The organism is Ruegeria sp. BK1 (assembly GCF_056535645.1).
The window spans coordinates 977,926-990,682 of the sequence record NZ_JBQFIS010000001.1 but is presented as its reverse complement, the minus strand read 5'-3'; the positions used below and the strand labels follow the sequence as shown (position 1 = coordinate 990,682).

The window sequence follows — 12,757 nt, the reverse complement described above, 5'->3', positions numbered from 1 at the left end:
AATGCGGCGGAATTACGGCTTTTCTGGGCGGCTAAAGCCACATTCAACAGAAGAGATCGTTGGTTACTGAAAATACCATAAGACCAAGGATCAACGAAACCCCGATCCCCATCAATATCCGCAACGCGCCGTCGCTGGGCGGCTTACCGGTCACGGCTTCATAAGCATAAAACACCAGATGGCCACCATCCAGCGCAGGGATCGGGAACAGGTTCAGCAACCCGACTGCTGTGGACAAGACGGCAATGAAGAAGATGAAGCTTTGCGCGCCCTGACTGGCCATAGCGCCTGACGTTTCCGCGATTCCGATAGGGCCCGAGATGTTGCAGGTGCTAATTGCACCCGTCACCATGTGCCACATGCCCGACAGGGACGCGTCGATAATACGCAGGGTCTGACGCGTGCCCCCTGTCACAGAAGCCCACAGGCCGGCCGGTTCGGTCGCCGGTTCCAGCATCATGCCGCCCACAATGCCGATCCGCCAATGAGTGACGTACCCGCCATCCGGCTGCGGCTCATCCGTCCGACGCGGGGCTAGTGCAAAATCCAGCTCGGCCCCTTCACGCCACACGTTCAGCAACAGGACTTTTCCATTTGAGCCTTCGACATGCTCTTTAAGTTGTTCAAACGCAAAGATCGGATCGCCATCGACTGCAGTGATTACGTCACCCGGCTTCAGATCGATGTCATAGGCTGCGCTGCGTGGGGCAAGTTGTTGGATCAGAGGCGGGAACAACCAAGGGCCGGTTACGTCCTGCGTCTGGCCGTCCCTCAGGACAGTATAGTCCAAAACGGGCTGCACGGGTAGCGCATCGGTGAACTGCGTCCAGGCGTCCTGTTCGTCGAATTCGGGCACCTGAATACCGGCGATCGACAAGATCTCATCGCCTTCCCGCAATTGCTGTTCGGTGCCCGGCAGCGGGTGCAGGCTGCCGACGGTTAAAGGTTCCTTGGTCACGCCTTGCGATAGGAAAATTGTGCCAAAAACGATGATCGACATGACGAAATTGAACACCGGTCCAGCTGCAACTGTTGCCGTGCGTGCCCACAGAGGCGCGCCATGCATGGTGCGGCGTAGTTCTTCGGGGCTTTTCTGGGTGATTTCGTCCATCGCCGCCTCATCCTTGCCGGATGCCGCATTGGAATCGCCCAGAAACCGCACGTAGCCGCCAAAAGGCAGCGCAGCGATTTGCCACCGCGTTCCGCGCTTGTCCACGCGGCTCAGCAGCACGGGTCCGAACCCAATTGAGAAAACCTCGGCATGGATGCCTGACCAGCGGCCGACGATGTAGTGTCCATACTCATGCACCGCGACGATCACCGACAAGGCGACGACAAAAGCCACAATTGTATACAGCAAGTTTCCAAACTGAGGGATCAGCGAGAGTATGTCCAAAATTCTATCCTGCTCTTTGGCTTATGGCTTCATCGACCCATTTACGTGCCAGATGGTCCGTTTGCAGCACGTTATCAAGGGTCAAAGGGGCATCAATAAGGCTGCTTTGGGCATCAAATCGGTCCAAAACAGCGGCAACGCAATCGGCCATCGACAAAAATCCGATCCTACGCGCGATGAAGTGATCAAGCGCGCGTTCCTTGGCGGCGTTGAACACGGCACCAGACAAGCCGCCACGTTGCATCACGTGCCGGGCCAGTTTCAGCGCAGGATAGCGTGCATCGTCGGGCTCGCTGAACCGCAACTGACCAAGCTTGGCCAGATTGAGCCGTTCGACCGGCAAGTCCTGCCGCGCGGGCCAATGCAGCGCGTATCCGATGGCGTGGCGCATGTCGGGCGCACCCATATGTGCCATAAACGCCCCGTCGTTGAACCCGACTAGCGCGTGGACGATGGACTCGGGGTGAACCAGAACCTCAACCTGCTCAGGTGAAACCCCGAAATATTCCTTGGTTTCAATTACCTCCAACGCCTTGTTGAACATCGAGGCGCTGTCGATAGTAATTCGTTGACCCATGTTCCAGTTCGGATGGTTGGAAGCCTGCTCGACCGTTGCGTTGGCCAGATCACCTAACGGCCAATCGCGGAATGCCCCACCACTGGCTGTGATGATGATCCGCTCGACGGTGCTCATATCCTCTCCAGCCAGGGCCTGAAACACAGCGGAGTGCTCGCTGTCGACCGGCAAAAGGGTTGCATTGTGTTGCCGCGCCGTATCAAGGACCAGGGGACCAGCGCAGACTAAAGTCTCTTTATTTGCCAGGGCAAGCGTCGCGCCCTGCTTCAAAGCTTCTAGCCCCGGTGGAAGTCCGGCAGCCCCAACTATGGCCGACATCACCCAATCCGCTGGCCGCGCGGCCGCTTCGGTCAGGGCCATAGAGCCAGCCGCTGCCTGCACTTCGGAACCCGCCAAAGCAGCCCGCAGATCCTCCAGCCGGTCCTGATGGGCGGTTACAGCCACATTGGCGCGCAGGCGTTTGGCATCCTCCGCCAGTTTGTGGATATTCGCCCCACCCGTCAGTGCCACCACGTCATACGCATCAGGGTTCCGGTCGATCAGGTCGATCGTGTTCTGCCCAATCGACCCGGTGGCGCCAAAAATCGAAACCCTGCACATCACATCGGTCCCGGTGCGTATAGCAGCCCAGCAATCAGAACGAACAAAGCCGCACCCATCATCCCGTCAAACCGGTCCAGAAAGCCGCCATGGCCCGGGATCAGGTTCGAGCTGTCCTTGACGCCAAACTTCCGTTTTGTCGCGCTTTCCACTATGTCGCCGGCTTGACTGGCCATCGAGGCTGCGACGGACACCAACACGAACAAAAATCCGAACCCTGCGAAAGCCGCAAAAACCGCGCCGACGATCGCCGCCGCGAACCACCCGCCAGCAGTGCCCGACCATGTTTTCTTGGGGCTCACGCGCGGCCAGAATTTCGGCCCACCCAGCGCCTTGCCCACGAAATACCCCGCGACATCCGTCGCCACAACTACCGAGATCAGCCAGACCATCCAGCCAAACCCCATGTTTTCACGTATAGAGATAAACCCGAGCCCCGCCGCCGCAATCCACGCTGCAAACAGCAGATACGTACCCTTGGCCCGACTTACCTGCCCCGCCCCAACCAGTGCCGGAGCCAGCAGGAACGGCAATTTATAAAGCGGCGGAAGATGATAACTGAGGACAACAACAACCCCGGTCAACACTGCAAGCTGGATAGCGACCCCAGTCCGGTCCGGGTCGATCATCCGAACCAACTCCCAGGTCATCAGGCCGCAGGCGATAGCGATGAAGGCTTCGAACCACAGCCCGCCCAGCCAAACCTCAACCGAGCCGACGGCCACAAGCACCACAGCCGACAGAACCCGCGCTGTCAGATCAGACCATCGGCTGTCGCTCATGCTGGGACAGCCCCAAACCGACGTTCGCGAGCCCCGAAATTCTGGCACAACCGCGCCAGTTCATCAGCAGTGAAATCCGGCCAGAGCGTGTCAATGAATTCATATTCCGAATAGGCGGATTGCCACAAAAGAAAGTTCGAGATTCGCGCTTCACCGCTGGTGCGGATGACCAGATCAGGGTCGGGAAGAACGTGCGTATCCAGATACTTTGGCAGCGTTTCTTCATCCACATCCTCAGGTCGCAACCGACCTTCGGCCACGTCACGCGCCAACCGCTTGGTGGCACGCGCAACCTCGTCCCGACCGCCATAGTTGATAGCAATGGTCAGATGCACCAGATCGTTATCCTTGGTGGCATTTTCCAGCGTGTCCATCAGGTCGATCAGCTTAGCGTCCAGACGCACCCGATCGCCAATGAACCGAACCCGTACCCCGTTTTTTGTCAGGTTCGCTGTTTCCTTAATGATGTAGCGCCGGAACAAGCTCATCAGCCCGGCCACTTCGGCCTGTGTCCGCTTCCAGTTCTCGGTCGAGAAGGCAAAGACAGTCAGATACTTGATGCCAAGCCCCGGGCAGGCCTCGACCACATCCCGCACGCGCCGCGCACCGGCCTGATGGCCAAACAGGCGCGGCCGTCCACGCGCCTGAGCCCAGCGACCGTTGCCATCCATGATGATCGCAACATGCCGAGGCCCATCCTGAGGCGCCGTCTGTGGGGTGTCAGGCATATCCGGTCTCAGACCTGCATGATCTCGGCCTGCTTGGTCTCAAGCGCGGCATCCACGGTTTTGATCATCTGATCGGTCAGGTCCTGAACTTCGCTTTCCCAGAACTTCTGATCGTCCTCGGACATCCCGTCTGCCTTGGCCTTTTTGATCTGGTCCATCCCATCCCGACGCACGTTACGAATCGAGACGCGCGCATGTTCAGCATACTGACCGGCGACTTTGCCCAGCTCGCGGCGACGTTCTTCGTTCAGCTCCGGAATCGGCAGCATGATGATCGTCCCGTTTAGTTGCGGATTGATCCCCAACCCACTTTCGCGAATGGCTTTTTCGACCTTGCCGACCAGACCTTTGTCCCAGACATTGACCGTCACCATACGCGGCTCGGGTACATTGACCGTGCCAACCTGATTGATGGGCGTCATCGAACCATAGGCATCAACCATCACCGGCTCCAGCATCGAGGCCGAAGCCCGCCCGGTCCGCAACGATGCGAATTCGGTTCTGAGGTTGGACATCGCGCCTTCCATGCGGCGCTTCAGGTCATCGGTATCCAGTTCGAAATCGTCAGCCATTCTGCTCACTCCCCGTCTTCAGGTGCTGTTGGGATGGCTCATAAGCCATCACAATTGGGATGTATAGCGATGATGATCCGGAATTGCGCCAATGACCAGAGCTGTTTGCGGCATTTTCACGGTCGTTCAAGGGCGCAGGAACCGGCCCGGGCGGCGCCGGACCGGTGCGGTGTTCTGACATGGGTTCAGGCGTTTACGTCCACAACCACCCGGCCTTTGACGTGCCCCTTTAGGATATCAGCGCCCAATTGTGGCAGATCACTCAGTGTGGCCGGGTGAACCATGGCCTCCAACTTGTCCATGGGCAGATCGGTCCCAACGCGTTTCCACGCCCGAACGCGGTTCTCGTAGGGCTGCATCACGCTATCGATCCCCAACAGGTTTACACCACGCAGCAGGAACGGAATGACGGTTGCCGGAAGTCCGGCGCCACCTGCCAAACCAACAGCCGAGATCGACGCACCGTATTTCATCTGCCCCAGAACACGGGCCAGCATGTCACCACCAACGGCATCGACACAGCCTGCCCATGTCTCGCTTTCCAGCGGACGCTTGGTCGTCTCGTTCAACTCATCACGAGGAACAATGGTCGTAGCCCCCAAAGATTTGAGGTAATCGCCTGCTTCGGCCCGGCCCGTCACTGCTGCGACCTCGTAGCCCAAGTTTGCCAGAATCGCTGTCGCAACCGAACCAACGCCGCCCGCAGCACCGGTTACAAGCACCGACCCGTTGCCAGGCTTGAGGCCGTGATCCTCAAGCGCCATGACGGCCAGCATGGCGGTAAACCCAGCGGTTCCTACAGCCATCGCCTGACGCGTGTCCAACCCATCGGGCAGCGGTACCAGCCAGTCGGCTCTTGCGTTGGCCTTCTGACTATAACCACCCCAATGGGCCTCACCCACACGCCAGCCAGTTAGCACAACCTTGTCGCCGGGCTTGTAACGATCGTCCGCGGACGCCTCGACCGTACCAGCATAATCAATGCCCGGCACATGCGGGTAGCTGCGCACCAGACCGCCACCTTTGGGCGACATGCAAAGACCATCTTTGTAATTGACCGTCGAATACTCGACCGCAACTGTAACCTCACCCGTAGGCAGGTCATCGGTTGACAGCTGTTTGACCACGGGGCTGGCCAGACCGCTCTCGTCGTCTCTCTCCATCACCAACGCATTAAACATCTGAACGTTCCTTTCATCTCATGGTGCCAGGCCCCGTCCTTCACCTGGCAAAAAATATCCCGGGGGAGTCGCGCAGCGACGGGGGCAGAGCCCCAACCACGCCTAAGTCCAAAAATGCGCCTGTACGATTGCGCTACGCATCCCATCAGGTGTTTCAACCTCTACCTGAGTGCCGGCATCCCAATGGCTCAACCGCAACATCCCGATGGAAACATTGGTGCCAAAATCCGGAGACCAAGCAGCAGACGTCACCTGCCCCACCCGTCTCCCATCAACATAGACTGGCCAAGGCCGATCGCAGGGCGGTACCGCCGCGCCGTCAATCGCAATCGGCCGGATTTGCTGAACCGGCCCTTCCTTGGCCACGCGCAACAGCGCATCCCGACCGATACATCCAATTGCTGTGTGCGTATTACAGAACTTGCCCAACCCACATTCATGCGGCGTGTTGTCGTCGGTCATATCGTTGCCATAAGACAGCAAACCACCTTCGATCCTCTCGATCAGGTTCGGGCATCCCGCCCGCACATTCAAATCCTCCCCCGCCGCAAACAGCGCGTTCCACAGCGGCATACCGATATCTGAGCCCTCGACATAGATCTCAAACCCGCCCTGCTTGGAATAGCCCGAGCGTGCAACGGCCAAGTCGCGGCCTTCGAACGCGAACATGTCGAACTTGAAAAACCGGATATCGCGCACGCGGTCGCCGAATACACGCGACATCAGCTCATCGGCTTTGGGACCCTGCACGGCCAGAGGGGACACGTCCGGTTCATCCACCAGAACATCCAACCGATAGCCATTGGCGATACCCTTTACCCACAACAATAGGTCGCTATCGGCAATCGAAATCCACCAACGGTCCTCGGAAAGCTTCACGGCCACCGGGTCGTTCAGCATCCCGCCGGTTTCGTCCACGATGGGCACATAGAAACACTGACCTGGCAACATGCCGCGCAGATCACGTGGGGTCAGCATCTGCATCAAACGCGCTGCATCCGGGCCGCGCAACTCGACCTGACGTTCGCAGGACACATCCCAGACCTGCACATGTTCCTTGAGGTGTCGGTAGTCGGCCTCTACCGACTCGAAAACGGTGGGTAGCAACATCCGGTTATAGACAGTGTAGGCCTTGACCCCCGCCGCCTCGACGCCCTCAGAGAAAGGGGTCCGGCGCAACCGACGTGAAAACGAAACCTGAGCCATTCATCCCTCCTGTGGTAAGAAGACCAGATCGCTGACCGGCGCTGCCGATCCGGTCTCGGTCAACATTTTATGAATTTGACCCCGGTGGTGTGTCTGATGGTTGAAGAAATGCATTACACATTGCGCGTAGGGCTTCGTGACATCGGCTTGTTTTGCCGCTGAAAACCATGTGAAGGGCCCTGACAACGCCTCATCCTTCAGGCTGGCGACCCAACCTTCCATCCGGGTATCAACAACGTCACGCAACACCACCCACTCATCGACATCAGCACAGATCGCTGTGCTTTCCGGAATGCCACCGTCGGGTCCTTCGCCTCCGTCGAAACGTGACATCCATATCCAGTCACCCCAAAGCAGATGATTGGCAGTCCCAAGAATCGACCCAAAAAACGCTCCGCGCTCACGGTTCAATTCCTCGGTGGTGAGTGCGCTAAAGAACTCTTTCAACTGACTGTTCTGCCAGCGATTATAGCGCGCCATCTCCTGCGCATAAGCCGCGGTGATCATCACTTGGGTCCATGCCAGTCGATTGGGCAAATCTCGGCCGATTTACCACCAAAATCCCACACCCGGCCATAGTCCCGCACCTTGGATTTGGTGCCACGCGCCACGATGATATCCGGACCCATCCAGTATTTCGAGTTCGAGACCATCACTGGGTGATCCGGATCCTTGCCCGCCATCATTTCAATTTCGCCCTGAATTTTTCGGCCGATCACGATACGCCGCTTGGTGCCGTCGCGTTCGATGACGACCGGAGCGCGCTCTGCCCCGATGATCTCACTGACCAGCATGGTGAACAGCCCGGTGGTGCCGCCCGCCTGCCCGCTGAAGATTTGCAGCAAACCGTTATAGGCCTTGCCGCTGGCGCGTTCATCGACATAAGCCGCGACTTTCCACTGTCCTTCGCCCATGCGGCCTGGAATGTCGACCAGAAGACCCACATTCAGTCCCGACAGGTCCTCGCCCTCGAAATGACCTTCGTCGATGATCACGCCCATCCAGGCATGGCAGTGCCCCTCAGTCGGAGGATGCGCGCCCAGCGAGACCACACAGGGGCAGAACACGTCACAGGAACAATTCAGGATCAGTTCACCTTTGATGGCCCAGTTGGTCGGGCTCATCTCGCGCCGTTTGGGGTTGGGCATACGGCTGTCGATTCGTTGACTGATCGGCAAGCGGTCCGAATCTGTTTTTCTGTTTTTAGCCATCAACTTATCCTCCGTAAGCAAAGGGATAGATGAGCAGCAAAGCGCCGCCCGCAATCAAAGCAAACCCCAGCGGACGCGTGATCGCGTGCCCGATCTGAGGCAGTTTTTCGAGAACCATGAAAAAAGTCGCAAGACCCATCCACAACAAGCTCATGACGCCACCAACAAAACCAAGCGCCATGAACCCCCAGCAACAGCCGACGCAGAATGCGCCAAGTCCAAGCCCCATCCGCAGTCCGCCAGTAAATCCGGTTTTCCAATGGCCCAGAAAATAACTCATTGGCGCATGGCAGACGCCATGGCAGACCTCTTTAGCTCGGGTGAATTGAAATGCGCCCACTGCGATCATCAAAGCGCCGGATAAGAACGTCGATTTGGGGATGCCCAGCATGTCAACCACGCCACCGAACAACAGCGCCAGTTGAACAGCCGTGATAAGTGCTGCAAACCCGACCCAAACAGCGAAGTAACCAGACAGCACGCCCAGCCACCCTGCCCGCGTGCCATTGGCGCTGCGGATCAGGTCGTCATAGCTGCGCAGGGTCGGAACCAATGTCGGCAGCATCATCGCAGCCATCATGATTGCCCACATCCAGAACAAGGGGCCGAACTCGGCCATCGGCATATACATGTCCATCCGCGGATCCATCGCGGCCATGGCCTGTCCCATCGGACCCGGACGGCCGATCCAGTCCAGGTCCATTGCGCGGCTCATGGTGAACATCATCCACCACGCCCACAAGATCAGAGCGTAAAACCCCAGCCAAAACCCGTTACGGAGAACTGCGCGACTCACTTGTCCCTCCCGACTCAGTCCTTGCAATTCAAATGTCAGACTTTTAAATGTCAGACAAATAAAAACGTACCAGCAGGTGCCGGAATATGAAAATCGATCCTCAGAAGCCCGCCGACCTGTCCGCGCAGATTGCGCAGGCGATCCGCGATGCCATCGTCTCGGGCCAGTTGATCGTTGATGAGCGGTTGCCGTCCGAGGCAGAGTTGGCCGACCAATTTCAGGTGTCGCGCCCGACGGTGCGCGAGGCCTTGAAGCGGCTGGCTGCGCAGTCTCTGATCCGCACGCAACGGGGTGCGACCGGCGGTGCTTTTGTCAATCGGTTGAGCTTTGAGGACGCCTATTCCCAACAAATCACTACGTCGACACTGTTGTTGTCCATGAACACGGTCGGTTTCGACACGGCCTGCGAGGCGCGCTATGCCTTGGAACGCGCCTGCGCCCGATTGTCGGCACAGCGTCGGACGGCCGATCAACTGGCCACCATGCGGGCCGAGATCTTTCGCCAAGCGCAGCCTGGCCTGACGGATGAAGCTTTCTGCGCGTCAGATGTGGCCTTCCACCGTGCGCTGGTCGACGGCGCAGGAAACCCTGTGTTGTCCTACCAGTTGGCGGGTGCGGTCGAAGCGATGCAGCCACTGATGAACATGATCACCTTCACCGCCCGGTCCCGCGAGGAAATCATTTCGCTGCACACTCAGATTGCCGACGGCCTGGAAAACGGCGATGCAGACGTGGTTGATGAGAGCCTCGTAAAGCTTGAAAAATACACACGAAAACTGGCCCATGATGTCGCGGAACAGCGACGCAAACCAGCCTAGAGAGGATCTGATGGTATCCGTCCTGAATATCACTGCGGCCGTGCTAACTATCGGCTTTGGATTGTTCGGTTTTCTGGCTCCGGCTTATACCGCCAACGCGCTGGATCTGGCCCCGACCAACAGCACCATGGGGCTGAGCGAAATGCGTGCCTCGGTTGGCGGATTGTTTGTTGTGACGGGTATTGCGGTCCTATGGCTGAATGCGCCAATGGCCTACGCAATGTTGGGCGCGGTCTATGCGGGCGCAGCACTTGGTCGCTTCTTGTCGGTCATTCTGGACAATCCGCCTTTGGTCAAGGCCCTGACTTTTGGCGGAATCGAAGCGGTACTTGCGATTTGGTTGATATTGGCAAACTTGAATAAAGCGCCGTAAGCAACTGTAATCATGTTATACACGCTCTAAAATTGAGCAATTGCATCCCCGACGACCCTCACCTATATAAGATGTGTCCCTCGGGACTATGGACATAAACGCGCTCGTAATAAGCGGATCGGACCCGGGGGCGGTACCCGGCGGCTCCACCAATCATCCTTCGTTTGAGGATTTCGGGGCCGAAATAGGATCGACGAACGTCTAAAGGGGTTAGCTTTGTCTCGGCTGTCTGCCACCGTTATCGGCGAAACTAGTACAATTGCAAACGACAATCGTGCTCCGGTTGCAGTTGCTGCGTAAGCAGTAACAAGACCGAAACTTAAGCCCTTGCGCCTAGCCGCGTAAGGCGGGGTTCGCAGGTACCTGGCAACAGAAACCTGCATTTCTCCACCTCATATTATCTTCAGTGTTCAGAGTTTGTTCACTCCTTTTGTTCATCTTTGTTCCAGCAAGACAGGAGAGCTGAGATGTCACATGCAGAGATCCTACGTGAGTGGTATTCCGAGGTTTGGGAAAACGGCAACACCGATGCGATTGATCGGTATTTCACGCCTGATACAGCGGCTGAGGGGTTGATCCCCGAGATGCAGGTCGGTGCCGACGACTTTCGTGATTTAGTCATGGCTTTTCGCCATATCTTGGGAGAAATCTCAATTGATGTACGTAAGACCATCGAGAACGGCGATTGGGTGTCCAGTATTTTGCACGTTCAAACCTCTCGGGCTGACAATGGTGCCCCGGTTGAGGTGACGGGTCAGGTCGTGGCGCGCTTTCGCGGCGACAAAATGGTTGAGGCATATAACCAATTCGACTTCATCTCGCTTTTCGAGCAATTAGGACAGTTCCCAAAGGATACATTGCCTGTTTGCATGACCGGGCAGCGGTTGGATTGGGTATAGTTTTGCAGGGCGCTTGACCCGTTTGTCTGATGCGCGTTAGCAACGGGCAGAGGGTCAGGTCGCGAACACCCGTGATGGGGTAACCCCAAGCTTCGCGTGGTCGTGCCTGAGGCAAGTGACATGCCGTGCCCTATTCAACCTATTCTGAATGTACTCCAAAGACAAAAACGCAATATTCCCGCCGTAACTCTTTGTTGCTTAGACCTAACTTCGCGCACTGAAAGTGGAATTGCTCGCAGCAGCTGTCGTTTGACGTCAGCGCAATACCTAGCCGTTTTCATGGACAGAACCAGATGACGCCCCCTTCGGTCCCCGAGTTGATCCGTGTTTTTGGACGTATTGGCCTGCTATCTTTTGGCGGACCCGCGGCGCAAATCTCATTGATGCACGAAGAACTTGTCGAAAAACACCCTTGGTTGGATGAACACACCTATCTGCGGGCGCTGTCACTTTGCATGCTGCTTCCCGGCCCCGAGGCAATGCAGTTGGCCACCTATGCCGGCTGGCGTTTGCGCGGCGTGCCCGGCGGTTTGATTGCCGGCACTCTATTTGTACTGCCTGGTGCAATAGTTATTGGCGCTCTGGTTTTGCTTTACGCTCGGTTTGGTGACCTTCCTTTCGTCCAAGCGGGCTTTCTAGGAGTGAAGGCAACAGTCATCGTCATTGTCATTCAAGCATTGCGCAATCTGTCACGCCGCGCGTTGACCAGTGGCGAAAGCAAACTTATCGCCCTGTTCGGTTTTCTGACCATCTTCGCACTGCAACTGCCCTTTCCTGTCATTATTCTGAGTGCCGCGGTTTGGGGGTATCTACGGCTTGATGGGGGCCAGTCTTCCGTATCGGGCATTTCCTCGCCCCAAACCAACCCTGTGCGCACCTGTCTGATTTGGATCACTCTGTGGCTGACACCTTTGTTTCTCCTCAGCATTGCGGGCGCTAAACTGTTAAGCGATCTGGGTTGGTTTTTCGCCCGTTTGGCAGTAGTCACATTTGGTGGCGCATATGCCGTTCTTGCGTATATGACGCAAACCGTCGTCCAAAGATACGAGTGGATCACAACCAACCAGATGATCGACGCATTGGGTTTGGCTGAAACGACCCCGGGCCCGCTTATCCTTGTTACCCAATTCGTCGCCATGCTGACCGGACAAACAACGGCAGGTTTGCCGTTGGCGTTGGCTGCGGGAATCGTTGCGCTTTGGGCTACATTCGTGCCGTGTTTCCTGTGGATATTCCTGACCGCACCATACTTGGACCAGCTGGCCGCCAGACCCCGCCTTTCAGCCGCATTGCATGGCATAACGGCGGCAGTTGTGGGTGTGATTCTCAACCTTTCTCTTTGGTTTGCCTTGCATGTTTTTTTCACGAACGTGAAAGAGATAGCGTGGGGGCTTGTTCGTTTGCCCTGGCCCGCTTCAAATACGCTCAATATCTCCGCCCTGATATTAACTGTGATCGCTGAAGTGTTGATATTTCGATTCAAATTCGGCATGGGAAAGACATTGGCCTTGATGGCCATAGCCGGTGTCGGAACGTATTTTCTTTGAACAATCCCGCGACTCTCGGTCTTTCGTTTCCAATGGAATCCCTTATGCTGAAGGGCACCATATTTGAGGAT

General features: G+C 57.0%; 14 protein-coding genes and 1 other RNA gene. 5 read left to right on the top strand and 10 right to left on the bottom strand.

Annotation, left to right across the window (positions count from 1 at the left end; translation table 11 throughout):
• Positions 1-43: 43 nt before the first annotated feature.
• The 10 genes from rseP to ACR3E7_RS04840 form a co-directional block, all read right to left on the bottom strand.
• Entirely contained in the window at positions 44-1,396 is a 1,353-nt protein-coding gene (gene rseP, locus ACR3E7_RS04885) for an RIP metalloprotease RseP (protein ID WP_480504350.1), read from the bottom strand.
• Between the two features lie 4 nt (positions 1,397-1,400).
• Positions 1,401-2,573, bottom strand: a complete 1,173-nt coding sequence (gene dxr, locus ACR3E7_RS04880) for a 1-deoxy-D-xylulose-5-phosphate reductoisomerase (RefSeq protein WP_480504351.1) — start codon at positions 2,571-2,573, stop codon at positions 1,401-1,403.
• A complete protein-coding gene (locus ACR3E7_RS04875) occupies positions 2,573-3,355 on the bottom strand; it encodes a phosphatidate cytidylyltransferase (RefSeq protein WP_480504352.1) in 783 nt (260 codons plus the stop codon). Before ACR3E7_RS04875 ends, dxr begins: the two co-directional genes overlap by 1 nt.
• Complete coding sequence (locus ACR3E7_RS04870) at positions 3,352-4,083, bottom strand: isoprenyl transferase (protein ID WP_480504353.1); 732 nt, start codon at positions 4,081-4,083, stop codon at positions 3,352-3,354. The genes ACR3E7_RS04875 and ACR3E7_RS04870 overlap by 4 nt, the downstream gene beginning before the upstream one ends.
• An 8-nt stretch (positions 4,084-4,091) precedes the next feature.
• Complete coding sequence (gene frr, locus ACR3E7_RS04865; protein ID WP_170769697.1) at positions 4,092-4,655, bottom strand: ribosome recycling factor; 564 nt, start codon at positions 4,653-4,655, stop codon at positions 4,092-4,094.
• Between the two features lie 185 nt (positions 4,656-4,840).
• Positions 4,841-5,836, bottom strand: coding sequence for an acryloyl-CoA reductase (gene acuI, locus ACR3E7_RS04860; RefSeq protein WP_480504354.1), 996 nt, complete (start codon positions 5,834-5,836; stop codon positions 4,841-4,843).
• Positions 5,837-5,938: 102 nt separating this feature from the next.
• Entirely contained in the window at positions 5,939-7,042 is a 1,104-nt protein-coding gene (locus ACR3E7_RS04855) for a dimethylsulfoniopropionate demethylase (protein WP_170769695.1), read from the bottom strand.
• Positions 7,043-7,549: a DinB family protein gene (locus tag ACR3E7_RS04850; RefSeq protein ID WP_480504355.1), complete on the bottom strand. Its 507-nt coding sequence runs from the start codon at positions 7,547-7,549 to the stop codon at positions 7,043-7,045.
• Positions 7,549-8,253, bottom strand: coding sequence for a DUF1326 domain-containing protein (locus ACR3E7_RS04845; protein ID WP_170769693.1), 705 nt, complete (start codon positions 8,251-8,253; stop codon positions 7,549-7,551). The genes ACR3E7_RS04850 and ACR3E7_RS04845 overlap by 1 nt, the downstream gene beginning before the upstream one ends.
• A 4-nt stretch (positions 8,254-8,257) precedes the next feature.
• Positions 8,258-9,049 carry a DUF2182 domain-containing protein gene (locus tag ACR3E7_RS04840; RefSeq protein WP_480504356.1) on the bottom strand — a complete coding sequence of 264 codons (792 nt, stop codon included), beginning with the start codon at positions 9,047-9,049 and terminating at the stop codon, positions 8,258-8,260.
• Between the two features lie 86 nt (positions 9,050-9,135).
• Here ACR3E7_RS04840 and ACR3E7_RS04835 point away from each other — a divergent pair, with 86 nt between their 5' ends.
• The 5 genes from ACR3E7_RS04835 to chrA all read left to right on the top strand — a co-directional run bounded on the left by ACR3E7_RS04835 (position 9,136) and on the right by chrA (position 12,686).
• On the top strand, positions 9,136-9,867 hold the full coding sequence (locus ACR3E7_RS04835) for a FadR/GntR family transcriptional regulator (RefSeq protein WP_480504357.1): 732 nt from the start codon (positions 9,136-9,138) through the stop codon (positions 9,865-9,867).
• Positions 9,868-9,877: 10 nt separating this feature from the next.
• Positions 9,878-10,240: a DUF4345 family protein gene (locus ACR3E7_RS04830; RefSeq protein ID WP_480504358.1), complete on the top strand. Its 363-nt coding sequence runs from the start codon at positions 9,878-9,880 to the stop codon at positions 10,238-10,240.
• Between the two features lie 36 nt (positions 10,241-10,276).
• Positions 10,277-10,624: a transfer-messenger RNA gene (ssrA, locus tag ACR3E7_RS04825) on the top strand.
• Between the two features lie 83 nt (positions 10,625-10,707).
• Positions 10,708-11,139 carry an ester cyclase gene (locus ACR3E7_RS04820; RefSeq protein WP_170769690.1) on the top strand — a complete coding sequence of 144 codons (432 nt, stop codon included), beginning with the start codon at positions 10,708-10,710 and terminating at the stop codon, positions 11,137-11,139.
• 293 nt (positions 11,140-11,432) lie between these two features.
• On the top strand, positions 11,433-12,686 hold the full coding sequence (chrA, locus tag ACR3E7_RS04815) for a chromate efflux transporter (protein ID WP_480504359.1): 1,254 nt from the start codon (positions 11,433-11,435) through the stop codon (positions 12,684-12,686).
• Positions 12,687-12,757 lie beyond the last annotated feature (71 nt).

What these genes read in the sequence shown, in the direction of transcription:
- dxr (WP_480504351.1), bottom strand. Translation starts at nt 2,573, where the DNA reads ATGTGCAGGGTTTCGATTTTTGGCGCCACCGGGTCGATTGGGCAGAAC.
- ACR3E7_RS04875 (WP_480504352.1), bottom strand. Translation starts at nt 3,355, where the DNA reads ATGAGCGACAGCCGATGGTCTGATCTGACAGCGCGGGTTCTGTCGGCT.
- ACR3E7_RS04870 (WP_480504353.1), bottom strand. Translation starts at nt 4,083, where the DNA reads ATGCCTGACACCCCACAGACGGCGCCTCAGGATGGGCCTCGGCATGTT.
- frr (WP_170769697.1), bottom strand. Translation starts at nt 4,655, where the DNA reads ATGGCTGACGATTTCGAACTGGATACCGATGACCTGAAGCGCCGCATG.
- acuI (WP_480504354.1), bottom strand. Translation starts at nt 5,836, where the DNA reads ATGTTTAATGCGTTGGTGATGGAGAGAGACGACGAGAGCGGTCTGGCC.
- ACR3E7_RS04855 (WP_170769695.1), bottom strand. Translation starts at nt 7,042, where the DNA reads ATGGCTCAGGTTTCGTTTTCACGTCGGTTGCGCCGGACCCCTTTCTCT.
- ACR3E7_RS04850 (WP_480504355.1), bottom strand. Translation starts at nt 7,549, where the DNA reads ATGATCACCGCGGCTTATGCGCAGGAGATGGCGCGCTATAATCGCTGG.
- ACR3E7_RS04845 (WP_170769693.1), bottom strand. Translation starts at nt 8,253, where the DNA reads ATGGCTAAAAACAGAAAAACAGATTCGGACCGCTTGCCGATCAGTCAA.
- ACR3E7_RS04835 (WP_480504357.1), top strand. Translation starts at nt 9,136, where the DNA reads ATGAAAATCGATCCTCAGAAGCCCGCCGACCTGTCCGCGCAGATTGCG.
- ACR3E7_RS04830 (WP_480504358.1), top strand. Translation starts at nt 9,878, where the DNA reads ATGGTATCCGTCCTGAATATCACTGCGGCCGTGCTAACTATCGGCTTT.
- ACR3E7_RS04820 (WP_170769690.1), top strand. Translation starts at nt 10,708, where the DNA reads ATGTCACATGCAGAGATCCTACGTGAGTGGTATTCCGAGGTTTGGGAA.
- chrA (WP_480504359.1), top strand. Translation starts at nt 11,433, where the DNA reads ATGACGCCCCCTTCGGTCCCCGAGTTGATCCGTGTTTTTGGACGTATT.